This window comes from Xanthomonas sp. LF02-5 (genome assembly GCF_034105325.1).
GTDB classification, from domain to species: Bacteria; Pseudomonadota; Gammaproteobacteria; order Xanthomonadales; family Xanthomonadaceae; genus Xanthomonas_A; species Xanthomonas_A sontii.
Genome location: NZ_JAXGGF010000001.1, coordinates 70,841 through 93,461 on the forward strand (window position 1 = coordinate 70,841; position 22,621 = coordinate 93,461).

Consider the following 22,621-nt stretch of genomic DNA (forward strand, 5'->3'; position numbering starts at 1 on the left):
TTTTCCCGGATACCTGCCATGACCCGATTCCCGTTCCGCCTCCTGCTCGCCAGCGCCGTGCTCGTGCTCGGCGGCTGCGGCAAGCCCGATGCCGGCGCCGCCGGCGACCATCTCAGCGTCGCCGCCACTGCGGTGCCGCACGCCGAGATCCTGGAGGTGGTCAAGCCGATGCTGGAGCAGCAGGGCCTGACCCTGGACGTGCGCGTGTTCAACGACTACGTGCAGCCCAACGACCAGGTGGTGCAGAAGCAGATCGACGTGAACTACTTCCAGACCGAGCCCTACCTGCAGGCCTACAACCGCGACCGCAAGAGCGACCTGGTGACCGTGGTCGGCGTGCACATCGAGCCGTTCGGCGCCTACTCGCGCCGCTACAAGTCGCTGGACGCGCTGCCGCAGGGCGCCGACGTGGTGATCCCCAACGATCCCAGCAACAACAGCCGCGCGCTGATCCTGCTGGACAAGGCCGGGGTCATCAAGCTCAAGGACCCGAGCAATGCGCTGTCCACCCAGCGCGACATCGTCGCCAATCCCAAGCAGCTGAAGTTCCGCGAGCTGGATTCGGCGATGCTGCCGCGGGTGCTGGACCAGGTCGACCTGGCGCTGATCAACACCAACTACGCGCTCGACGCCGGCCTCAACCCGACCCGCGACGCGCTGGCGATCGAAAGCAAGGATTCGCCGTACGTGAACTTCCTGGTCGCGCGTCGCGACAACAAGGACGATCCGCGCGTGCAGAAGCTGGCCAAGGCGCTGACCAGCCCGGAAGTGAAGGCCTTCATCCAGCGCAAGTACCAGGGCGCGGTGCTGCCGGCGTTCTGATCGGGCCACGCGCATGCCGCTGCTGCTGGCCATTCCGCTGGCGATCGTGATCGCGCTGGCGGTGACCGCCGTGTTCTTGCCGCTGTCGCTGCTGCAGCGGTTTCGCGTGGGCACGGCGCGGCGTCAAGCGCGCGGTTGGCTGGTCGCGGTGCAACTGGGGTCGGCGCTGCTGTCCAGCGTGGTGGTGCTGGTCTTCGCCCTGATCGCCGCGCACTGGTGGCCCGGTGCGGCCACGCATGCGCTGGCCGGCTGGGGCATCGGCGTACCGCTGGGGGCGCTCGGCATCGTCGCCACCCGCTTCGAGCCGTTGCCGCACGGGCTGCACTACACGCCGAATCTGTGGCTGGTCTTGGGCCTGACCGCGCTGGTGGCGGTACGCATCGGTGCCGGGCTGTGGCAGGGCTGGCGCAGTCTGGCCGATGGTGCGGCGTGGCCGACCGAGGGCTGGATGAGTCATGCCAGTCTGCTGGCCGCAGCGGCCTTGCTGCTCGGCTATGCCTGCGCCTACGCCTGGCTGCTGCGGCGGCGCCTGCGCCGGTTCGACCGCTACCGCGGTTTCGATCGCTCGCCGCGCTGAAGGCGCCCGCGTGCACGCGCAATGCGGTTTGCGCTGGTCGCGCGCGCGATCCGGCGCACGCACAAAAACAAACGGGCCCTTGCGGGCCCGTTTGCGCAAACGCTGGAGACGGAACGCTTAGAAGCGCGCGCCGACGCCGAAGCTGAACAGCCACGGATCCAGCTTCAGGTCTTCGCCGGTGCCTTCGCCGGCCACCTTCAGCTCCGGACGCGAGTGCATGTAGCGCGCATCGGCACGGGCGAACCAGGTGGAGTTGATGTTCATGTCCACGCCGACGGTGCCGATGGCGCCCTTGGCGGTGTCCAGGCTGATGTGCTGGTCCGGGTTCAGGCCAGCGAGCTTCTCGTTGCTGAAGTTGGACTCGTAGTAACCGACGCCGACGAACGGACGGAACACGTTGTCCGCCTGGCCGAAGTGGTACTGACCGCTCAGCGCGATCGGCTGCTGCTCGACGGTACCGACCTTGCCGATGCCGTCGGCCTTGACGCGGTGGTTGAACTTGTCGGCAGCGCCCCACAGTTCGACCGCCCAGTTGTCGTCGATCAGCCAGCTGGCGCTGATGGTCGGCGCAGGGCCGCCATCGACGTCGAGGCCGGCCGCCGGCTTGGAATGCGGGTCGAGCAGGGTCGCGCTGCCGACGACGGAGAAGTGCTTGCCGGAAGCGGTATCGGCATCCTGTGCGAATGCGGCGGGCGCAAACGCAAGGGCGGACACGACAGCCAGGCTCAGGATCTGAATGGACCGCATGGGGTATCTCCTCATCTTTTTCTTGTGGGGCCACGGGAGTGGGCGCGCACACCGTATCGATGAGAAGATGAATCGGCGCCGACCCTCGCCGGACGAATGCAGGCGACGTTCAGGCACTTGCGCCCGATGCTTGAAATAACGAGGTTTTAAGGCTTTTGGCTGTTCATCCAGGTGCGCGCGACGTGACGACGCAGCCGCTGTTGCAGGGCCTGCCCGCGCGGATTCGCGACGATTGCCGCGTGCTTGTGCTCGGCTCCATGCCCGGTGCGGCGTCGTTGCAGCAGGCGCGTTACTACGCGCATCCGCGCAACCGGTTCTGGCCGCTGATGGCGGCGCTGTGCGGCTTCGATGCGGCACTGGACGCCGAAGCGCGGATGCAGGCGCTGCACGCGGCCGGCGTGGGCCTGTGGGATGTGATCGGCCAGTGCCGACGCCGCGGCAGCCTGGACGCGGCGATCGTGCGCGGCAGCGAAATTCCCAATGCCTTGCCCGAGCGCATCGCGCAGTTGCCGCAGCTGCGCGCCATCGCCTGCAATGGCGCGGCGGCGGCGCAGGCGTTCGCGCGCTTCGTGCAGCCGCACCTGCCGCTGCGCGAGCCGCCGCTGGTGCTGCTGGCGCTGCCGTCCAGCAGCCCGGCCAATGCCGCGTTCGCCTGGCCGCGGCTGCTGCAGGCGTGGTCGCCGCTGCAACAATGGCTGCGGGTGCCGATGGCTGGCGATTGACGGGTGCCTCCAATCACGCGCGAGGCACACGCGCAGGGGCGGCTTCAGCCGCGACGCGGCTATCCCGACAGCGCTGGCCCGGCCGAAGCCACTCTTACGAGACAGCGCGATGTGGCAAAAACAGGCGATTGGCGGCGCGCTGGCGTTGCGTCCATGGATCAGCGCCGCGCGCGCAGGCGCAGCCACAGCGTCTGCAGCGCCAGCACCGCGGCCAGCAGCAAGGCCACCCACGCCGCGCTCTGCGCACCGGCCAGCGTGCTGGCGGCCTGTTTGGCGTAGACCGCGGCCAGCGCCCACAGCGCCGCCGCCGCGTAGGCGAGGTTGCCGCGCATGGCCCGGTTCATGCCCAGCAGCAGCACCGCCGCCAGCGCGAACAGCACCAGGCTCCACGGCAGCATCCGCTCGGTCGAGAGCCAGCGGTAGGCCACGATCACCTGCGCGGTGTTCAGGAATGCCGCCAGCGACAGCCAGCCGGCGTGCAGCGACAGCGGCAGCCAGGCCCACAGGGTCTGGCCGGATTCGGGGGCGGGGTCGCGCGACAGCCGCAGCGCGGCCAGCAGCATCGCCGCCAGCGCGGTCCAGATCACCGCCAGCGCCAACAGGAAGTGCTGCTGCGAGAACACCGGCATCCACGCCGCCGTCAGCGCGAAGCCCAGCGCCGCCGGCGCCCGCACCTGCGCCAGCGCGCTGACGCGACGGCGCCGCGCGCTGGATTGCCACAGGCCGAAGGCCAGGTCGAGCAGGAAGATCACACCCCAGATCGCGAAGGCGTAGCCGGCGGCGACGATCAGGGTCGGGTAGCGGTCGGAGATGGCGCCGTTGCTCGGGCCGAACACGCCACGTTGCGAGAACCAGGCGACCAACGGCATCGCCAACGCCATCAACAGCACCAGGATCCGCATGCCTGCCCTCCGGAAATCTGCGGCGAGCCTAGCCGTGGCGCCGTGAAGGCGGTGCACCGGCGATGGCTGCGCAACATGCGCCGGCGTACTGTCCGCCGGCAGTGGCGCTCCCTGCAGGCGATCGGGCTTTTTTGCCCGCCAAAGGTTGGCGCTGCGGCTGCGGGCCGCCACAATAGGGGTTTCCCCCTCATTAGTTGCCGGAGTTCCCCGCATGGCCGAAATCAAGGAAGCACTTGTCCCCGATATCGGTGACTACAGCGACGTCCCGGTAATCGAAGTGCTGGTGGCCGTCGGCGACACGGTGAAGAAGGACCAGAGCCTGGTCACCCTGGAATCGGACAAGGCGACGATGGAAGTGCCGTCGCCGTTCGCCGGCGTGGTCAAGGAGATCAAGGTCAAGGTCGGCGACAGCCTGTCCGAGGGCAAGGTAGTGGCGCTGATCGAAGTGGCCGAGGGCGGCGCCAGTGCCGCACCTGCCGCACCTGCGGCCGCCAAGGCCACGCCCGCGCCGGCCCAGCAGGCTGCCGCCCCGGCCGCCGCACCTGCGCAGAACGCGATCAAGCCGGCCGCGGCCGCGCCCGCCGGCGTGGTCGAGGCGCGGGTGCCGGACATCGGCGACTACAGCGACGTGCCGGTGATCGAGGTGCTGGTCGCGGTCGGCGACACGGTCAAGAAGGACCAGGGCCTGGTCACCCTGGAGTCGGACAAGGCGACGATGGAAGTGCCCTCGTCGGTGGCCGGCGTGGTCAAGGAACTCAAGGTCAAGGTCGGCGACAGCCTGTCCGAGGGCAAGCTGGTGGCGCTGATCGAAGTGGCCGGCAGCGATGCCGACGCGCCGGCCGCGTCCGCGGTGCAGCCCAGCGCCGAGACCGGCGGCGGCGTGGAGCCGGTGCCGGCCTCGTCCGCGCCGGACAAGCTGGCCCAGCGCGAGATCGCCCAGGTCCAGGCCACGGCGCCGGCCAAGGCCGCCGCGCCGTCCGCCACCCAGAGCAGCCCGCCGGTGGCGTTCGACGCCGACAGCGTGCTGCCGCAGAAGGTGCCCTACGCCAGCCCGGCGGTGCGCGTATTCGCCCGCGAGCTCGGCGTGGACCTGTTCCAGGTCAGCGGCTCGGAGCAGGGTGGCCGCATCACCAAGGACGACGTGCAGCGCTACGTCAAGGCGGCGCTGTCCGGCGCCGCGCCGGCCGCTGCCGGCGCCGCGCCGGCCGCTGCCGGTGCCGCGCCCGCCGCGGGCGGCAATGGCCTGAACCTGCTGCCGTGGCCGAAGGTGGACTTCGCCAAGTTCGGCGAGGTCGAGGTCAAGCCGCTGTCGCGGATCAAGAAGATTTCCGGCGCCAATCTGGCGCGCAACTGGGCGATGATCCCGCACGTCACCCAGTTCGAGCAGGCCGACATCACCGACCTGGAAGCCCTGCGTGTGGCGTTGAACAAGGAGAACGAGAAGGCCGGCATCAAGCTGACCATGCTCGCCTTCCTGCTCAAGGCCAGCGCCGCGGCGCTGAAGCAGTTCCCCGAGTTCAACGCCTCGCTCGATGCCAGCGGCGAGAACCTGACCCTGAAGAAGTACTTCCACATCGGCTTCGCCGCCGACACCCCGAACGGGCTGGTGGTGCCGGTGATCCGCGACGTGGACAAGAAGGGCGTGGTCGAGCTGGCGCGCGAGAGCGGCGAGCTGGCCAAGAAGGCGCGCGACGGCAAGCTGGGCCCGGCCGACATGAGCGGCGGCTGCTTCTCGATCAGCTCGCTCGGCGGCATCGGCGGTACCGCCTTCACCCCGATCGTCAATGCGCCGGAAGTGGCGATCCTGGGCGTGTCCAAGTCGTCGATCCAGCCGGTCTGGAACGGCAAGGAATTCGCGCCCAAGCTGATGCTGCCGCTGTCGCTGAGCTACGACCACCGCGTCATCGATGGCGCCGCCGCCGCGCGCTTCACCACCTACCTGAGCCAGGTGCTGGCGGACATGCGCCGCGTGCTGCTGTAAGCCCTGTCGTCACGGTGCCGCGTCCGTCGCGGTGCCGGTTTTCCCCCACCTGCGCGCGCCGCCTGTTTGCGCGGTCGCGCCGACGAACTGCAAACGCCCACCGCCGCGGCGAGGGGCCACAGGAGAAGCTGCATGGCGGTCATTGAGGTCAAGGTCCCGGATATCGGCGACTACAGCGACGTTCCGGTCATCGAGGTGCTGGTCGCCGTCGGCGACACGGTGAAGAAGGACCAGGGCCTGGTGACGCTGGAGTCGGACAAGGCCACGCTGGAAGTGCCGTCCGCGGCCGCCGGCGTGATCAAGGAACTGAAGGTCAAGCTCGGCGACACCCTGTCCGAGGGCGCGGTGATCGCGCTGCTGGAGACCGCCGACGGCGCCGCTGCGGCGCCCGTCGCGGCCCCGGCCGAGGTGCCGGCCAGCAAGCCGCCGGTGGCGCCGTCGCACCGCGCACCGGCCGAGCCGCCGGCGCCCAAGCCGGCGCTGGCCAGCGGCAAGCCCGCCGACATCGAATGCAAGATGGTGGTGCTCGGCGCCGGCCCCGGCGGCTACACCGCCGCGTTCCGCGCCGCCGATCTGGGCCTGGACACGGTGCTGATCGAGCGCTACGCCAGCCTCGGCGGCGTCTGCCTCAACGTCGGCTGCATCCCCTCCAAGGCGCTGCTGCATGCGGCCGCGGTGATCGACGAGGTCGCCCATGCCGGCGACTTCGGCGTGGACTTCGGCAAGCCCAAGATCACCCTGGACAAGCTGCGCGAGTACAAGGAAAAGGTGGTCGGCAAGCTCACCGGCGGCCTCGCCAGCATGGCCAAGCAGCGCAAGGTGCGCACCGTCACCGGCGTGGCGTCGTTCGTGTCGCCGAACGAGCTGGAGATCGTCGGCGCCGACGGCAAGACCCAGTTGCTGCGCTTCGAGCACTGCATCGTCGCCGCCGGCTCGCAGGCGGTGAAGCTGCCGAATTTCCCGTGGGACGACAAGCGGGTGATGGACTCCACCGACGCGCTGGAACTGCAGGAGATCCCCAAGACCCTGCTGGTGGTCGGCGGCGGCATCATCGGCCTGGAAATGGCCACCGTGTACAGCGCGCTGGGCAGCAAGGTCACCGTGGTCGAGTTCATGGACCAGCTGATGCCGGGCGCCGACAAGGACCTGGTCAAGCCGCTGGCCGACCGCTTGAAGAAGCAGGGCGTGGAGGTCCATCTCAAGACCAAGGCGGCCGAGGTCAAGGCCGACAAGAAGGGCATCACCGTGACCTTCGAAGCCGCCACCGCGGGCGAGACCCCGGCGCTGGCCGCCACCACCTACGACCGCGTGCTGGTCGCGGTGGGGCGCGCACCCAACGGCAAGAAGATCGGCGCCGACAAGGCCGGCATCAACGTCACCGAGCGCGGTTTCATCCCGGTCGACCGGCAGATGCGCACCAACGTGCCGCATATCTTCGCCATCGGCGACATCGTCGGTAACCCGATGCTGGCGCACAAGGCCACCCACGAGGGCAAGCTGGCCGCGGAAGTGGCCGCCGGCGAGAAGAAGGAGTGGGTGGCGCGGGTGATCCCGTCGGTGGCCTACACCAACCCGGAAATCGCCTGGGTCGGCGTCACCGAGACCGAGGCCAAGGCCAAGGGCCTGAAGGTCGGCGTGGCCAAGTTCCCGTGGGCGGCCAGCGGCCGCGCCATCGGCATCGGCCGCACCGAGGGCTTCACCAAGCTGATCTTCGACGAGGAGACGCACCGCATCATCGGCGGCGCGATCGTCGGCGTGCACGCCGGCGACCTGCTGGCCGAGATCGGCCTGGCGATCGAGATGGGCGCGGAGGCCGAGGACATCGGCCACACCATCCACGCGCATCCGACCCTGAGCGAATCCGTCGGCATGAGCGCCGAGGTCTACGACGGCACCATCACCGACCTGTACATCCCGAAGAAGAAGTGACGCCGCCTGGCGCGACCGTGCCGCTGCGTGCGGTGCGGTCGCGGCCGTGGTGAATCCACGCATGGAGGTCGCCGTGGGGCAGGGCACCCTATGTCCCGAACTGCAGGCGCTGCTGCAGCGCGAACTGGCCAGCGGCAACCGCATCGCCGAGCCGCCGCGCCGGACCGACTGGCCGCATCCGGGCTCGGTCTTCGTGTCGCTGAAGCGCGACCTGCGCAGCGACGTGGCGGCGCTGCCGGCGACGGTGCAGCATGCGATCTGCACCGATCCGCACTACGGCTGGCACGACGAGTGCTACTGCTCGACGCACCAGCATCTGCTGGTGGCGGGAGCGACCAAGCCGCCGTGAGCCTGTGTCGGCTGCCGCAGTCGCTGCCACCGCGTCTGCGATCTGCCGCGCACCCCGTTGAACGACAAAACCCCGCATCGCTGCGGGGTTTTGCATGGAACTGCTCGCGGGTCCCGGGTCCCGAAAGATCAGAACGCGAAGGTCACGCCCGCGACCGGACCCTTGAACTCCTGCTTCAGGCCGATCGCGGCGTTGCCGCCCTTGCGGTCCACGTCGAGCTTGAACCAGTCGTAGCCGGCAAAGATGCCGAAGTTGCGGGTGAAGCGATACTCGGCGATGGCGTTGGCGCGGCTCAGGTCGCCGTCGTATTTCTTGAAATCGCCCCACTTGGTGTTGACGTACTGCCCCTGCACATTGAACAGCCAGTGTTCGTTCGGGTGCGCGGTGAAGCGCAGGCCGACCACCGGCGCGGCGCCGTCGTCGCTTTCGTCGACGAAGGTGCCGGTGTACAGCGGGCCCAGGTCGGCATAGGCCTTGCCGTTGACCTTGGCCCACTCGGCACCGAGCTGCAGGCCCATGCTGAACTGCGGCGTATCGATCACTGAGTAGTCGTACACCAGGCTGGCGACCTGATATTTCAGTTGGCCCTTGACGAAGCTGCCCGACGGCACGGTGACGCCGCCATAGCTGACGTCCTGGCCCAGCTCCTCGCGGCGGTCCTTGTCGTACTTGAAGTAGTCGAAGATCAGGCGCTGGCGGGTGCTGATGCGGAACACGCCGTCCACGCGCGGCTCCCACTCCTTGCCGCCCAGCTTGAAGTCCTGCGACCCGGAGATGGCATTGCCGTTGATGACGGTGTTGCCGCGAAGGGTGTTGTTGTTGTCGACGTTCATTGCGCCCAGGCGCAGGGTGAAGCGGTCGTCGCCGTCTTCGGCGTGGGCGGGCAGGGCGTAAGCGGCGGCGAGCGCGCACGGCAGCGCCAGGGCAAGCAAGTGTTTCATGGGGGACAAGCTCCGTCGTCTTGGGGTTTTTTGATGAGGCGTCGATGGCTGGGCCACCGCGTGCCGTCACTATCCTTAAATTTGCGTCCACCATTCGTGAAAGTATGGTGGCCCGGGCCGCCACGCCCGTCCCAGAACGCGCAACGAAAAGAGCCCCGGGAGGACCGGGGCTCGGTGGGTCTGCGCTGTGGGCCGACGAGGATGAGCGCAGTCCCTGTCCGATCAGACAGCGCAGTGGACAGAAAGTTCCTCCGCAAAGGCGTGCTGCAATGCCGCATTCGGCGCCGGCGGCGGGCGGTGGCCGTGTTATCGTCTACGGGCGGATGGGCATTCGGACGCGGCCAGGACCCCTGGCGGTTGTCTCGCAAATTGTCCCATTGCTATAATTCCGCGGCTCGACGGACGCGAAGACGTCCTCAATCCACCACCAATTGCAGGATTTTCTGTGCTGAACTCCGTTGATGCGGGTCGGCGGCTGATGCTGCGCGCAGCGATTTACCCGCTGGTGGCGGTGGCCGTGGTGTCCCTGCTGTTCCTGCTGCTGGGACCGAAATACGCGATGGGCGCCGCCGCAACCGGGCTGGCGACCGTGGCAGGGGGATGGCTGGCCGCACGCACCGCGCTCAATGGCGGCGTGCAGGCGGCGGGTTCGGCGCTGGCGCGGTTGATCGCGGCCATGGTGCTGAAGTGGGTGTTGGTGTTCGCGGTGCTGGCGCTGGGCTTTGCCTGGTGGCGGTTGCCTCCTCTGGCCCTGTTGGCGGGTATCGCCGTCGGGCTGATGTTCCAGGTTCTGGCTCTGGCCAGGCGTTGATCGAATCAAGAAAAGGCTCAGGACTCATGGCGGGCGAGGCAGAAACCCCTACCTCCTACATCCAGCACCATCTGCACAACCTCACCTTCCAGGTGCAGGAAGGCGGGTTCTGGCAATTGCATGTCGACACCCTGGTGATGTCGCTGCTGATGGGCCTGCTGATGGTGTTCGGCTTCTGGCTGGCCACGCGCAAGGCCACCGCGGGCGTGCCCGGCAAGTGGCAGGCATTCGTGGAAATCATGCTGGAGTTCGTCGACCGCCAGGCCAAGGACACCTACCACGGCACCAGCAAGCTGGTGACCCCGATCGCGATCACCCTGTTCTTCTGGATCCTGTTGATGAACCTCATCAAGATGATCCCGGCGGACTTCCTCGCGATCCCGCTGGGCTGGGTCGGCGTGCACTACTGGAAGCCGGTGCCCACCGCCGACGTCAATGCCACCCTGGGCATGTCGATCAGCGTGTTCTTCCTGATGCTGTTCTTCTCGCTGCGCTCCAAGGGCGTGGGCGGGATGACCAAGGAATTCCTCACCGCGCCGTTCGGCAAGTGGATGCTGCCGTTCAACCTGATCCTCAATATCGTCGAATGGCTGAGCAAGCCGGTGTCGCTGGCGATGCGACTGTTCGGCAACATGTTCGGCGGCGAGATCGTGTTCCTGCTGATCTGGGTGCTGGGCGGTGCCGGCATCCTCGGTGCGCTGGCCGGCGGCGCGTTCGGCTTCGGCTGGATGCTGTTCCACCTGCTGGTGATTCCGCTGCAGGCGTTCATTTTCATGATGCTGTCCATCGTGTACCTGAGCCTGGCGGAAGACAGCCACTGACGTTTCTGTTTCACGCGTTCTAAGCAACCCTTCGTTCGATTCACCATCCTCAAGCAACTTTGTTCCTGGAGAAAACCATGTACTTCGCCGTCCTGACCAACCTCGCCCAAGTCCAGAGCTCCACCGTCCTCGCCGTCGGCATCATGATCGGCCTGGCCGCGCTGGGCGCCGGCCTCGGTCTGGCCATCATGGCCGGCAAGTTCCTGGAATCGGCCGCGCGCCAGCCGGAACTGATCCCGGTGCTGCAGGTCCGCATGTTCATCACCGCCGGCCTGATCGACGCCGCGTTCATCATCAGCGTCGCGGTCGGCCTGCTGTTCGCGTTCGCCAACCCGATGATCGGCGAGTTCGTCGCGCGTCTGCCGCAGGGCGGTTGATCCCGTCGTACCGGCGTGCGGTCGCCATCGGCGGCCGCCGCTACGGATGAAGGTTCGGACGCGTCGCCGTGCTGGCGGCGCGTCCACCCCGTCACCATTGGCTGAGCGTACCCCATGAATATCGGTCTCACCCTCTTTGCCCAGGCGCTGGCGTTCGCCGGTCTGATCTGGATCGTCGCGACCAAGATCTGGCCGCCGCTGATGCAGGCCATCGAAGAGCGCCAACAGAAGATCGCCGAAGGCCTGGCCGCCGCCGATCGCAGTCAGAAGGATCTGGCGCAGGCGCAGGAAAAGGTCAACGAAGCGTTGAAGGATGCCCGCATCAAGGCCAACGAGATCATCGATCAGGCCCATGCGCGCGCCAACCAGATCGTCGAGGCGGCCAAGCACGAGGCGATCGTCGAAGCCAACCGGCAGAAGGAACTGGCCCAGGCCGAGATCGACGCCGCGGCCAACCGCGCGCGCGAAGACCTGCGTCGCCAGGTGTCGCTGCTGGCGGTGAGCGGCGCCGAGAAGCTGCTCAAGCGCGAAATCGACGCCAACGCCCACAAGGCGCTGCTCGACGAGCTGGCGGCGGAGATCTGAGATGAGCCAGGCCCTCACACTGGCGCGTCCCTACGCTCGCGCCGCGTTCGCCGCGGCCAGCGACGCCGGCAAGCTCGCGCCCTGGTCGCAGGCGCTGGCGTTCTCCGCCCAGGTCGCCGCCGACCCGCGCGTGGCCGCGCTGCTGCACAACCCGCTGCTGCAGCGGGAGCAGGCGGTGTCGCTGCTGGCGCCGGAAGCGGCCGACGAGCAGTACCAGCGCTTCCTGAGCCTGCTGGCCGAAGGCCAGCGGCTGCCGTTGCTGCCGGAGATCGCCGGGCTGTACGACCAGCTGCGGGCCGAGGCCGAGCGCGTGGTGCAGGCCAACGTGACCTCCGCGACGGCGCTGAGCGATGCCGAGGTGGCCTCGCTGAAGGTGGCGCTCAAGCAGCGCTTCGGCCGCGAGGTCGAGATCACCACGGCGGTGGACGCTTCGCTGATCGGCGGCGCGGTGATCGATGCCGGCGACGTGGTCATCGACGGTTCGTTGAAAGGCAAGCTGTCGCGTCTGCAATCCGCACTGGCCCACTAAGAAACGGGAATGGCGAATAGAGAGGAGAGAACCCGGCCCGGCGGCGACGCCACCCGCGATTCCCGATTCCCCATTCCCGATTCTCAAAGAAGCTAACCACACGTCGCCATCCGCCGCTGCGCGATGGACGATCCGAAGGAAACCAAGATGGCAACCACGCTCAACCCCTCCGAAATCAGCGAACTGATCAAGAACCGCATCGAGCAGGTCAAGCTGGCCGCGGAGTCGCGCAACGAAGGCACGGTCACCAGCGTGTCCGACGGCATCGTGCGCATCTTCGGCCTGGCCGACGTGATGCAGGGCGAAATGATCGAACTGCCGAACGACACCTACGCCCTGGCGCTGAACCTGGAGCGCGACTCGGTCGGCGCCGTGGTGCTCGGCGACTACGAGAACCTGCGCGAAGGCGACGTGGCCAAGACCACCGGTCGCATCCTGGAAGTGCCGGTCGGCAAGGAACTGCTGGGCCGCGTGGTCAACGCGCTGGGCGAGCCGATCGACGGCAAGGGCCCGCTGGGCACCAGCCAGACCGCGCCGGTGGAGCGCGTGGCGCCGGGCGTGATCTGGCGCAAGTCGGTCGACCAGCCGGTGCAGACCGGCTACAAGTCGGTCGACGCCATGATCCCGATCGGCCGCGGCCAGCGCGAGCTGGTCATCGGCGACCGCCAGACCGGCAAGACCGCGCTGGCCATCGACGCGGTGATCAACCAGAAGAACACCGGCATCAAGTGCGTGTACGTGGCGATCGGGCAGAAGGCCTCGACCGTCGCCAACATCGTGCGCAAGCTGGAAGAGAACGGCGCGCTGGCGCACACCATCGTGGTCGCCGCGACCGCCTCCGAGTCGGCGGCGATGCAGTACATCAGCGCCTACGCCGGCTGCACCATGGGCGAGTACTTCATGGACCGCGGCGAAGACGCGCTGATCGTGTACGACGATCTGTCCAAGCAGGCCGTGGCCTACCGCCAGATCTCGCTGCTGCTGAAGCGCCCGCCGGGCCGCGAAGCCTACCCGGGCGACGTGTTCTACCTGCACAGCCGCCTGCTGGAGCGCGCCGCGCGCGTGTCCGAGGAGTACGTGGAGCAGTTCACCAAGGGCGAGGTCAAGGGCAAGACCGGTTCGCTGACCGCGCTGCCGATCATCGAGACCCAGGCCGGCGACGTGTCCGCGTTCGTGCCGACCAACGTGATCTCGATCACCGACGGCCAGATCTTCCTGGAAACCGACCTGTTCAACGCCGGCATCCGCCCGGCGGTGAACGCCGGTATCTCGGTGTCGCGCGTCGGCGGCGCCGCGCAGACCAAGATCATCAAGAAGCTCTCCGGCGGCATCCGCATCTCGCTGGCGCAGTACCGCGAGCTGGCGGCGTTCGCGCAGTTCGCCTCGGACCTGGACGAAGCCACCCGCAAGCAGCTCGAGCGCGGCCAGCGCGTCACCGAGCTGATGAAGCAGAAGCAATACATGCCGATGTCCATCGCCAACCAGGCGCTGTCGATCTACGCGGTCAACGAGGGCTACCTCGACGACGTGCCGGTCAACAAGCTGCTGGCGTTCGAAGAGGGCCTGCACGCCCACTTCGCCAACACCCAGGGCGAGCTGATCGCCAAGGTCAACGACACCGGCGACTGGAACGGCGACATCGAGGCCGCGTTCAAGAAGGGCATCGGCGAGTTCAAGAGCACGGGTAGCTGGTAAAGAGCCGGGATTCGGGATTGGGCATTCGGGATTCGTAAGAGCGGTGGTACAGGGGATCTGCCGATCCCCGGTCATCGTCCGGATCTCAAGAGTCAGGTATTTGGGTTTGTAGGTGAGGTGGGTTTGGGAGCTTTAGCGAATCCCCAATCCCCAATCCCGAATCCCACGAGCGGAGCGAGCGAGTAATGGCAGGCGGACGCGAAATCAAATCCAAGATCAAGAGCGTGCAGAACACCCGCAAGGTGACGCGTGCGCTCGAGATGGTCTCGGCCTCCAAGATCCGCAAGGCGCAGGATCGGATGAAGACCTCGCGTCCGTACGCGCAGGCGATGAAGCAGGTGATCGGGCATCTGGCGCAGGCCAGCACCGATTACACGCATCCGTTCCTGGTGCAGCGCGAGTCGGTCAAGCGCGTCGGCTACATCGTGATCTCCTCCGATCGCGGTCTGGCCGGCGGCCTGAACAACAACCTGTTCCGCAAGATGCTGGGCGAAGTGCGCCAGTGGCAGGACCAGGGCGCGGGCGTGGACGTGGTCACCATCGGCCAGAAGGCCTCGGTGTTCTTCCGCCGGATCAAGGTGGACATGGTCGGCAGCGTCAGCCACCTGGGCGACCTGCCGCGCGTGGAGCAGCTGATCGGCGTGATCAAGGTGATGCTGGATGCGTTCACCGAAGGCAAGCTGGACCGCGTGTATCTGGTCTACAACCGCTTCGTCAACACGATGACGCAGAAGGCCAGCTTCGACCAGCTGCTGCCGCTGCCGGCGGCCGAGAGCCAGGTCGCGCACCACGACTGGGACTACCTGTACGAACCCGATGCCGCGACCGTGCTCGAACACGTGATGACGCGCTACATCGAGTCGCTGGTGTACCAGGCGGTGCTGGAGAACGTGGCGTCCGAGCATGCGGCGCGCATGGTCGCGATGAAGGCGGCCAGCGACAACGCCAGCAAGCTGATCAGCACCTTGCAGTTGGTCTACAACAAGGCGCGTCAGGCCGCGATCACCCAGGAAATTTCCGAAATCGTCGGCGGCGCAGCCGCTGTGTAGCCGGGAATGGGGAGTGGAGAAACGGGACTGGTCGAAGCAGCAGCGCTTGATCTTCCCACTCCCGATTCCCCTTTCCCCATTCCCGACACCAGATTCGCATAGACATTAGTGGAGCTATCCAAATGAGTCAGGGCAAGATCGTTCAGATCATCGGCGCGGTCGTCGACGTCGAATTCGCGCGGGCCGATGTGCCGAAGATTTACGACGCACTGAAGGTCGAAGGCACCGCCATCACGCTGGAAGTGCAGCAGCAGCTGGGCGACGGCATCGTGCGCACCATCGCCCTCGGTTCCACCGACGGCCTCAAGCGCAACCTGATCGCCACCAACACCGGCCGCGCGATCTCGGTGCCGGTCGGTGCCGGCACGCTGGGCCGCATCATGGACGTGCTGGGCCGTCCGATCGACGAAGCCGGCGACGTGCAGGCCAGCGATCACTGGGAAATCCACCGCGCGGCGCCGACCTACGAAGACCAGTCCTCGGCCACCGAGCTGCTGGAAACCGGCATCAAGGTCATCGACCTGATGTGCCCGTTCGCCAAGGGCGGCAAGGTCGGCCTGTTCGGCGGCGCCGGCGTCGGCAAGACCGTCAACATGATGGAACTGATCAACAACATCGCCAAGGCGCACTCGGGTCTGTCCGTGTTCGCCGGCGTGGGCGAGCGTACCCGCGAGGGCAACGACTTCTACCACGAGATGAAGGACTCCAACGTCCTGGACAAGGTGGCGATGGTGTACGGCCAGATGAACGAGCCGCCGGGCAACCGCCTGCGCGTCGCGCTGACCGGCCTGACCATGGCCGAGTACTTCCGCGACGAGAAGGACGCCTCGGGCAAGGGCAAGGACGTGCTGCTGTTCGTCGACAACATCTACCGTTACACCCTGGCCGGTACCGAAGTGTCGGCGCTGCTGGGCCGCATGCCGTCGGCGGTGGGCTACCAGCCGACCCTGGCCGAGGAAATGGGCGTGCTGCAGGAGCGCATCACCTCGACCAAGTCCGGCTCGATCACCTCGATCCAGGCCGTGTACGTGCCCGCGGACGACCTGACCGACCCGTCGCCAGCGACCACCTTCGCCCACCTCGACGCCACCGTCGTGCTGTCGCGTAACATCGCTTCGCTGGGTATCTACCCGGCGGTGGATCCGCTCGATTCGACCAGCCGCCAGCTGGATCCGAACGTGATCGGCCACGAGCACTACGACACCGCCCGCCGCGTGCAGTCCACCTTGCAGAAGTACAAGGAACTGAAGGACATCATCGCGATCCTGGGCATGGACGAACTGTCCGAAGAGGACAAGCAGGCCGTGTCGCGCGCGCGCAAGATCGAGCGCTTCTTCAGCCAGCCGTTCCACGTGGCCGAAGTGTTCACCGGCTCGCCGGGCAAGTACGTGTCGCTGAAGGACACCATCCGCGGCTTCAAGGCCATCGTCGACGGCGAGTACGACCACCTGCCGGAGCAGGCGTTCTACATGGTCGGCGGCATCGAGGAAGCGGTCGAGAAGGCCAAGAAGATGGCCGAGAAGGCGTAAGAGCCGGGATTCGGCATTCGGGATTAGGGATTCGCAAGGCGGCATCGAGGACGAGGGATTGGGTGTGAGGACAAGGCGGCGCGACTGCTTTGCCCAATCCCCAATCCCCGATCCCCAATCCCGCCTCGCGCCAGCGAGGTAACCATGAGCACCATCCGTTGCGACATCGTCAGCGCCGAGCATGAGATCTACCACGGCGACGCCACCCTGGTGGTCGCGACCGGCGAGCTGGGCGAGCTGGGCATCGCGCCCAAGCACGCGCCGTTGATCACCCGGCTCAAGCCCGGCAAGGTGGTGGTGACCACCCCGAGCGGCGAGCAGCTGGATTTCGCCATTTCCGGCGGCATCCTCGAGGTGCAGCCGCAGGTGGTGACGATCCTGGCCGACACCGCGATCCGCGCGCAGGACATCGACGAGGCGTCGGTGCGCAAGGCCAAGGAAGAAGCCGAGCGCCTGCTCGCCAACCGCGGCGAAGGCATGGACGTGGCCGAGGCGCAGGCCAAGCTGGCCGAGGTCACCGCGCAGCTGCAGGCGCTGGAGCGTCTGCGCAAGAACCTCAAGCACTGAGTTCACCGCCCCGCGGCCTGATGGCCGCATGCGCGACGACGACGCCGGCGTTTGCCGGCGTTGTCGTGTCTGGGAGATGGGGGTCTCCTTCGCACGCCGCCTCCGCGTGCATGTGGGGGATCACCTCGCGGATCCGGCTTGCCGCACTCTGTGACGCGCAGGCGCATTGGATCGCCGTGAAGATCGCATTCCTGCGGCGCAGCTCGAGATCGAGCTGGACTGCGACGCAGCGCACGGCGCTGGCTTGCTGGTCGCTGACTCGGCCGCGCTGGCATGCGACAAGACGCGGGTGCGGTCATCGTGCGGTCGGTGGACTGCGGCAAGATGGCCGCCCGATCTGCGGTTCATCCCCCACCCGCAGACGGTTACCGGAGAACCGAGATGAGCCTGTCCGCTGCCGTTCCTCGTCCCTGCATGCACGCGCTGACCGCCGTGCTGGCCGGCGCCCTGTTGATGGGATGCGCATTGCCCGCACGCAGTGCCACCCCACTGGAGCCGCTGCTGGATCGCATCGCCGAGCGCAACGCGATCGGCGACCAGGTGGCGCTGAGCAAGTGGGACAGCGGCAAGCCGGTGCTGGATGCCACGCGCGAGGCCGCGGTGCTGGCGAGCGTGCGCGATCAGGCGCAGGCCCACGGCGTGGATCCGGACGATGCGGCGCGTTTCTTCGGCATGCAGATCGAATCCAACAAGCTGGTGCAGTACGAATTGCTGTCGCGCTGGCACCTGCGCGGCCGCGCGCCCAACAGCCCGCGCCCGGACCTGACCGGACTGCGCGCGCGCCTGGACCAGCTGCAGGGCGAGATGCTGGACGCGTTGCAGGCCAGCGCCACGCTGCGCCAGGCCCCGGATTGCCCGGCCACGACCGCGCGCGCGGCCGAGGCCTATGCGCTGCGCTGGCAGCTCGACCAACTGCACCGCACCGCGCTGGTGCGCAGCCTGGGCGATTTCTGCCATTGAGTCGTCAGCCGCCAGCGCCAGCGGCGCGCTGGCGGCGCCCGAAGCGGCACCGGAGCCGTTCGGGCGCTCTGCAGGCCCGAGCATGCTGGCCGTCCAGGCTGCGCTCGTCGCAACTGATCCCACAAAAGAGGACAAGAGTCGCTCCCACAAGAACGTGCGGCGAACGCGCCGGATGCACTGTGGGAGGGACTTCAGTTCCGACGCATTGCGCCATCAAAAGCAGGCCACTTCGCGCGCCGCCGCCGCATGACAGGCGACCCACCCAGCATCCGCCGGACCCGTGTGGGAGCCGCTTTAAGCCGCCGTCGCGATGGGCGCCGACCGCGTAGATCGGTCATGCCCGATTGCCGCCACGCGTGCCAGCGCTAGCGATACACCAACTGCCGACCCAGGAAGAACGACACCACCGCCAGCATGCCCTCGACCAGCGGTTTGGCCAGCCAGGCCAGGCGCAGGCCCAGCGCGTGGGCGCACAACGCCACCAGCCAGGTGCTGAGCGCGGTGAGCACGATCCACATGGCCATGAAGCGGCCGAAGCGGCGCCAGCCCAGGCGCGCATCGTCGCCGTTGGCGAAGGTGATGCGGCCGTTGAGCCAGAACCCGAGCAGGGCGCCGCAGACGCGGCCCAGCACGTTGCCCGGGACTGTCGGCATGCCGGCCGCGGTCGCGGCGACGAACACGCTCCAGTCGACCAGCAATTGCAGTAGGCCGATCAGCAGGAACTGGCTGCCCTGGCGCAGGAGACCCATGAACATCCGCAGGAGAAGACGATCGCGCATGCTAGCGCCTGCGGCGCCGATGTGCAGCCCGCCGCGTGTGCGGTGGTCGTGACGGCAGGCGTGGCCGACAGCCTCTAGAATTCGTCGTCCATCCGCAACGGAACCGCCCCATGAGCCTGCCCCTGCACGTCGTGATCCTCGCCGCCGGCGCGGGCAAGCGGATGAAATCGGTCAAGCCCAAGGTGCTGCAGCCGATCGCCGGCCGGCCGATGCTGGCGCATGTGATCGAGACCGCGCGCCACCTGCAGCCCGATGCGATCCACATCGTCCATGGCCACGGCGGCGAGGCGGTGCTGGCGGCTTTCGCCGACCAGCCGGACCTGCTGTGGGCCGAGCAGGCGCAACAGTTGGGCACGGGCCACGCGGTGCAGCAGGCGATGGCGGCCGTGCCCGACGCGGCCACGGTGCTGGTGCTGTACGGCGACGTGCCGCTGATCCGCGCCGAGACCCTGATGCGCCTGCTGCATGCCCCTGGCCGCGTCGCGGTGCTGGTCGCCGAACCGGAGGATCCCACTGGCTACGGCCGCATCGTGCGCGACGCTGCCGGCAAGGTCGCGGCGATCGTCGAGCAGAAGGATGCCGACGACGAGCAGCGGCGCATCCGCACCATCAACACCGGCATCGTCACCGCCGAATCCACCGCGCTGAAGCGTTGGCTGGCGCAACTGCGCAACGACAACGCGCAGGGCGAGTATTACCTCACCGACGTGTTCGCCGCCGCCGCCGCCGAGTTCACCCCGGCGGAGATGGTGCTGGTGGCCGATCCGATCGAGGCCGAGGGCGCCAACGATCCCTGGCAACTGGCGCAACTGGAACGTGCCTGGCAGTTGCGCGCGGCGCGTGCGTTGTGCGAGCAGGGCGTGCAACTGATCGACCCGAACCGCCTGGACCAGCGCGGCCGCGTGCGCGCCGGCCACGACGTGCGCATCGACGCCAACGTGATCCTGGAAGGCGAGGTGGAACTGGGCGACGGCGTCAGCATCGGCCCGTTCGTGCGCTTGAAGGACGTGGTGCTGGGGCCGGGCACCGAGGTGCGTGCGCATTGCGACCTGGAAGGCGTGGTCGCCGAGGGTGCGGTGCAGATCGGCCCGTTCGCGCGGCTGCGCCCGGGCACGGTGCTGGCCGACGGCGTGCACATCGGCAACTTCGTCGAGACCAAGAAGGCGGTGCTCGGCGTCGGCAGCAAAGCCAATCACCTGACCTACCTCGGCGACGCGACCATCGGCAGCGGAGTCAACGTCGGTGCCGGGGTGATCACCTGCAACTACGACGGCGTCAACAAGTCGCAGACGGTGATCGGCGATGGCGTGTTCGTCGGCTCCAACAGCGCGCTGGTGGCGCCGCTGGAGATCGGCGACGGCGCCACCATCGGCGCCGGCTCGGTGATCACCCGCAGCGCGCCGGCCGGCAAGCTGAGCGTGGCACGGGTGCGGCAGGAAACCGTCGAAGGCTGGAAACGCCCAGACAAGCGCGACTGAGGCATGGCCGGGCGCATTCGTCTGGCGCGCGAGCAGGAGTTGGCGCGGTTGCAGGAGATCGAACGGCGCGCCGGTGCCCTGCTGCAAGGGCATCCGGCGCAGGCCGTGTTCGCGACGCACGGACTGGATGCGGAGGCGCTGCGCGCCGGACTGACGCGCGAGCAGTTATGGGTCGCGTTGGACGAGGACGAACGTTGCGTCGGCTATCTGCTCGGCGGGCGCCTGGACGACGGCTTCCACGTGCAACAGATGGACGTGGATCCGTGCTACGGGCGCCGCGGCCACGGTCGTGCGCTGCTGCGGCATGCGCGCGCCGCCGCGGCAGTTGCTGGTTTCCAATGCATGCTGCTGACCACCTTGCGCGACGTGCCGTGGAATGCCCCGTTCTACGCCAGCGAGGGCTTCGTCGAGATGCCGCCTGCGCAGTGGGGCCCGCAGTTGCGCGCGACCTGGCGACAGGAAGCCGCACTCGGCTTCCCGATGCACCTGCGGGTGGCGATGCGTTGTCCGCTGCCGTCGCGCTGAGCCTCGCGGCCGGGTCGTCGATGCTGCCGGGGTAGCGCTGATACTGTATACAGATGGAAGCGCGGCAATGATGCCGCGACGGTCCAATCCAGGGGGGATCATGAAGCGACTTGTCGTGGCGTCAGTGCTGACGCTGCTGAGTTTTCAGGCGCCGGCGTTTGAGCGCGTGCATGCAAAGGTCAGCAAGTTATATTCGGAATCCAATCGATTCACCCTCGTCGTCGCCGATAGCGACATTCCGCAGCAATGCGGCGGTGTGTTCTATGAGGTCTACCGCGACGAAGCGACTCCCCACTTCAAGGAACTGTATTCGCTCGCCCTGGCTGCGTTCACCAGCAAGGCAAATGTCGAGATCGTAGTCAAGGGCTGCGCCGACGTCGATCGCGCCGTGATCGACCACATGGCGATCTACTGAGCCACTGCGCCCGACGTGTCCTGGGTGCGCGCCGCTGAACAGCAGCGCTTTTGCTTGAGCGGAACGTAGCGCGACGGTCACGGCTTGGCTAGGTGCGCTCATGCTCTTCGGGTCCCGGATCCCGGATCCCGAATCCCGAATCCCGAATCCCCAATCCCGGCCCCAAAAAATCAGCCGCGCTCGCCCTGCGGCAACTGCACCGTCACGCACAGTCCGCCTTCGTCGCGGTTGTGCAGCGACAGGCGGCCGCCGTGGGCTTCGACGATCTCGCGGGTCAGGGCCAGGCCCAGGCCGGTGCCGTTGCGCTTGGTCGAGTAGAACGGCATCAACGCGTTGTGCAGCACCGCCTCGTTCATGCCGCTGCCGCGGTCCAGCACTTCCAGGCGCAGCCAGTCCGGGCGGGTGGACACGCGCACGCGCACGCCATCGGCCGGGGGCTGCCCTTCCGGCAGGGATTCGTGGGCGTTCTTGACCAGGTTGAGCAGGGCCTGCTGCAGTTGCGCCGGATCGACCCGGCTGTGCAGCTCCGGCGACTCCAGGTCCAGCGCGAACGGAATCTGCTGCTGCAGCCCGGCCAGGAACTGCGCCCAGTGCACCGTCTGCAGTTGCGGCTGCGGCAGCTTGGCGAAGCGCGCGTAGCCGCGGATGAAGCCTTCCAGGTGCCGCGCGCGTTCCTCGATGGTGCCGAACACCTCTTCCAGCCGCTCCACCTTCTGCCGCCGCACCAGCTCGGCGCCGGAGTGCGCCAGCGAGGCGATCGGCGCCAGCGAGTTGTTGAGCTCGTGGCTGATCACCCGGATCACCTTCTTCCAGGTGTGCACTTCCTGGCGGCGCAGTTCGGCGGTGAGCAGGCGGATCAACAGCAGTTCGTGCGGGCGGCCGTTGAGATGGAAGCGGCGCTGCGACAGGTGGTAGATCTGCTCCTCCTCCGGATCCTCGTCGCTGCCTTCGATGGCGAACAGGCTGTCGCCACCGCGCGAGATCGCCTCGCGCAGCGGCGCCGGCACGCCCAGCAGCAGGTCGTCCAGGCGCTGTCCTTCCAGCTTCCAGCCGCTGTGCAGCAGCTTGCGCGCGGCCAGGTTGGAGAACACCACGCGGCGCAGGCCGTCGCCGCCCTTGGAGGTGAGCAGCATCGCCACCGGGGTGTTCTGCACCATGGTGTCGAGCATCAGCTCGCGCTGCGCCAAGCCCTGGCGCTGTTCGCGCAGGATCTCGCCCAGTTGCGCGTGCGCGGCGACCATCTCGCCGAGTTCGTCGTCACCGCGCCAGTGCACGCCGAAGTTGTATTCGCCGTCGCGGTAGCTGCTGACGGTGCCGGCCAGGGCGCGGAACAGCGAGCGCATCGGCGCAGTGGCGCGGCGCAGGGTCCACCACATCAACAGCAGCAGGGCCAGCGCCGAGGCGGTCACCACTTCCCAGCCGCGGTCCATCCAGTAAGCCAGCAGCCACGGCAGGGCGGCGGCCAGTGCCAGCACCGGCAGCAGGCGCAGGAACAGCATGACGGTGAAGGAGCGGCGCAGTTTCATTCGCG

The 22,621-nt window shown here is 67.7% G+C and carries 24 protein-coding genes; 19 read left to right on the plus strand and 5 right to left on the minus strand.

What is annotated here, in order from left to right; genetic code table 11:
* Positions 1-18 precede the first annotated feature (18 nt).
* Entirely contained in the window at positions 19-822 is an 804-nt protein-coding gene (locus tag SLW52_RS00360; RefSeq protein ID WP_017907484.1) for a MetQ/NlpA family ABC transporter substrate-binding protein, read from the plus strand.
* A gap of 13 nt (positions 823-835) precedes the next feature.
* Positions 836-1,399, plus strand: coding sequence for a DUF1453 domain-containing protein (locus SLW52_RS00365; RefSeq protein WP_320739685.1), 564 nt, complete (start codon positions 836-838; stop codon positions 1,397-1,399).
* Positions 1,400-1,516: 117 nt separating this feature from the next.
* On the opposite strand, the gene SLW52_RS00370 is transcribed toward SLW52_RS00365, so the two are convergent.
* The gene (locus tag SLW52_RS00370; protein WP_017907486.1) at positions 1,517-2,146 is read right to left on the minus strand and encodes an OmpW family outer membrane protein; all 630 of its coding nucleotides are present in this window, start codon (positions 2,144-2,146) and stop codon (positions 1,517-1,519) included.
* A gap of 182 nt (positions 2,147-2,328) precedes the next feature.
* On the opposite strand from SLW52_RS00370, the gene SLW52_RS00375 reads away from it, so the two are divergent.
* Complete coding sequence (locus tag SLW52_RS00375) at positions 2,329-2,868, plus strand: DNA-deoxyinosine glycosylase (RefSeq protein WP_320739684.1); 540 nt, start codon at positions 2,329-2,331, stop codon at positions 2,866-2,868.
* Between the two features lie 158 nt (positions 2,869-3,026).
* On the opposite strand, the gene SLW52_RS00380 is transcribed toward SLW52_RS00375, so the two are convergent.
* A complete protein-coding gene (locus tag SLW52_RS00380; RefSeq protein WP_320739682.1) occupies positions 3,027-3,770 on the minus strand; it encodes a hypothetical protein in 744 nt (247 codons plus the stop codon).
* A 211-nt stretch (positions 3,771-3,981) separates the two neighbouring features.
* On the opposite strand from SLW52_RS00380, the gene aceF reads away from it, so the two are divergent.
* The 3 genes from aceF to SLW52_RS00395 all read left to right on the plus strand — a co-directional run bounded on the left by aceF (position 3,982) and on the right by SLW52_RS00395 (position 8,029).
* The gene (gene aceF, locus SLW52_RS00385; RefSeq protein WP_320739681.1) at positions 3,982-5,751 is read left to right on the plus strand and encodes a dihydrolipoyllysine-residue acetyltransferase; all 1,770 of its coding nucleotides are present in this window, start codon (positions 3,982-3,984) and stop codon (positions 5,749-5,751) included.
* Between the two features lie 132 nt (positions 5,752-5,883).
* Positions 5,884-7,680: a dihydrolipoyl dehydrogenase gene (gene lpdA, locus SLW52_RS00390; protein WP_267121423.1), complete on the plus strand. Its 1,797-nt coding sequence runs from the start codon at positions 5,884-5,886 to the stop codon at positions 7,678-7,680.
* 61 nt (positions 7,681-7,741) lie between these two features.
* Complete coding sequence (locus SLW52_RS00395) at positions 7,742-8,029, plus strand: hypothetical protein (RefSeq protein WP_150411109.1); 288 nt, start codon at positions 7,742-7,744, stop codon at positions 8,027-8,029.
* A 128-nt stretch (positions 8,030-8,157) separates the two neighbouring features.
* On the opposite strand, the gene SLW52_RS00400 is transcribed toward SLW52_RS00395, so the two are convergent.
* Positions 8,158-8,970 (minus strand): hypothetical protein, encoded by an 813-nt coding sequence (locus SLW52_RS00400; protein ID WP_017911696.1) that lies wholly within the window; start codon positions 8,968-8,970, stop codon positions 8,158-8,160.
* 445 nt (positions 8,971-9,415) lie between these two features.
* On the opposite strand from SLW52_RS00400, the gene SLW52_RS00405 reads away from it, so the two are divergent.
* The 10 genes from SLW52_RS00405 (at position 9,416) to SLW52_RS00450 (ending at position 17,893) form a co-directional block, all read left to right on the plus strand.
* Positions 9,416-9,781 carry an ATP synthase subunit I gene (locus SLW52_RS00405; protein ID WP_267108048.1) on the plus strand — a complete coding sequence of 122 codons (366 nt, stop codon included), beginning with the start codon at positions 9,416-9,418 and terminating at the stop codon, positions 9,779-9,781.
* Between the two features lie 26 nt (positions 9,782-9,807).
* On the plus strand, positions 9,808-10,602 hold the full coding sequence (gene atpB, locus SLW52_RS00410; protein ID WP_017910289.1) for a F0F1 ATP synthase subunit A: 795 nt from the start codon (positions 9,808-9,810) through the stop codon (positions 10,600-10,602).
* A gap of 77 nt (positions 10,603-10,679) precedes the next feature.
* The gene (gene atpE, locus SLW52_RS00415; RefSeq protein WP_010340497.1) at positions 10,680-10,979 is read left to right on the plus strand and encodes a F0F1 ATP synthase subunit C; all 300 of its coding nucleotides are present in this window, start codon (positions 10,680-10,682) and stop codon (positions 10,977-10,979) included.
* A 114-nt stretch (positions 10,980-11,093) separates the two neighbouring features.
* A complete protein-coding gene (locus tag SLW52_RS00420; protein WP_017910291.1) occupies positions 11,094-11,564 on the plus strand; it encodes a F0F1 ATP synthase subunit B in 471 nt (156 codons plus the stop codon).
* A gap of 1 nt (position 11,565) precedes the next feature.
* Complete coding sequence (locus tag SLW52_RS00425; RefSeq protein ID WP_017910292.1) at positions 11,566-12,093, plus strand: F0F1 ATP synthase subunit delta; 528 nt, start codon at positions 11,566-11,568, stop codon at positions 12,091-12,093.
* A gap of 147 nt (positions 12,094-12,240) precedes the next feature.
* A complete protein-coding gene (atpA, locus tag SLW52_RS00430) occupies positions 12,241-13,788 on the plus strand; it encodes a F0F1 ATP synthase subunit alpha (RefSeq protein WP_320739679.1) in 1,548 nt (515 codons plus the stop codon).
* Positions 13,789-13,973: 185 nt separating this feature from the next.
* Positions 13,974-14,837 (plus strand): F0F1 ATP synthase subunit gamma, encoded by an 864-nt coding sequence (gene atpG, locus SLW52_RS00435; protein WP_267116817.1) that lies wholly within the window; start codon positions 13,974-13,976, stop codon positions 14,835-14,837.
* A 122-nt stretch (positions 14,838-14,959) separates the two neighbouring features.
* Positions 14,960-16,366 (plus strand): F0F1 ATP synthase subunit beta, encoded by a 1,407-nt coding sequence (atpD, locus tag SLW52_RS00440; protein ID WP_160969252.1) that lies wholly within the window; start codon positions 14,960-14,962, stop codon positions 16,364-16,366.
* A 144-nt stretch (positions 16,367-16,510) separates the two neighbouring features.
* Positions 16,511-16,933: a F0F1 ATP synthase subunit epsilon gene (locus tag SLW52_RS00445; protein ID WP_019796279.1), complete on the plus strand. Its 423-nt coding sequence runs from the start codon at positions 16,511-16,513 to the stop codon at positions 16,931-16,933.
* Between the two features lie 414 nt (positions 16,934-17,347).
* Entirely contained in the window at positions 17,348-17,893 is a 546-nt protein-coding gene (locus tag SLW52_RS00450) for a chorismate mutase (RefSeq protein WP_320739739.1), read from the plus strand.
* 365 nt (positions 17,894-18,258) lie between these two features.
* On the opposite strand, the gene SLW52_RS00455 is transcribed toward SLW52_RS00450, so the two are convergent.
* Positions 18,259-18,642, minus strand: coding sequence for a GtrA family protein (locus SLW52_RS00455; RefSeq protein WP_254461474.1), 384 nt, complete (start codon positions 18,640-18,642; stop codon positions 18,259-18,261).
* 140 nt (positions 18,643-18,782) lie between these two features.
* On the opposite strand from SLW52_RS00455, the gene glmU reads away from it, so the two are divergent.
* The 3 genes from glmU (at position 18,783) to SLW52_RS00470 (ending at position 21,090) form a co-directional block, all read left to right on the plus strand.
* Positions 18,783-20,150 carry a bifunctional UDP-N-acetylglucosamine diphosphorylase/glucosamine-1-phosphate N-acetyltransferase GlmU gene (glmU, locus tag SLW52_RS00460; RefSeq protein ID WP_295936498.1) on the plus strand — a complete coding sequence of 456 codons (1,368 nt, stop codon included), beginning with the start codon at positions 18,783-18,785 and terminating at the stop codon, positions 20,148-20,150.
* A gap of 3 nt (positions 20,151-20,153) precedes the next feature.
* The gene (locus SLW52_RS00465) at positions 20,154-20,675 is read left to right on the plus strand and encodes a GNAT family N-acetyltransferase (RefSeq protein WP_295936500.1); all 522 of its coding nucleotides are present in this window, start codon (positions 20,154-20,156) and stop codon (positions 20,673-20,675) included.
* A gap of 100 nt (positions 20,676-20,775) precedes the next feature.
* Positions 20,776-21,090 carry a hypothetical protein gene (locus SLW52_RS00470; protein WP_153752204.1) on the plus strand — a complete coding sequence of 105 codons (315 nt, stop codon included), beginning with the start codon at positions 20,776-20,778 and terminating at the stop codon, positions 21,088-21,090.
* A gap of 170 nt (positions 21,091-21,260) precedes the next feature.
* Here SLW52_RS00470 and SLW52_RS00475 read toward each other — a convergent pair whose 3' ends face one another.
* Positions 21,261-22,616 carry a HAMP domain-containing sensor histidine kinase gene (locus tag SLW52_RS00475; protein WP_320739678.1) on the minus strand — a complete coding sequence of 452 codons (1,356 nt, stop codon included), beginning with the start codon at positions 22,614-22,616 and terminating at the stop codon, positions 21,261-21,263.
* Between the last annotated feature and the right edge of the window lie 5 nt (positions 22,617-22,621).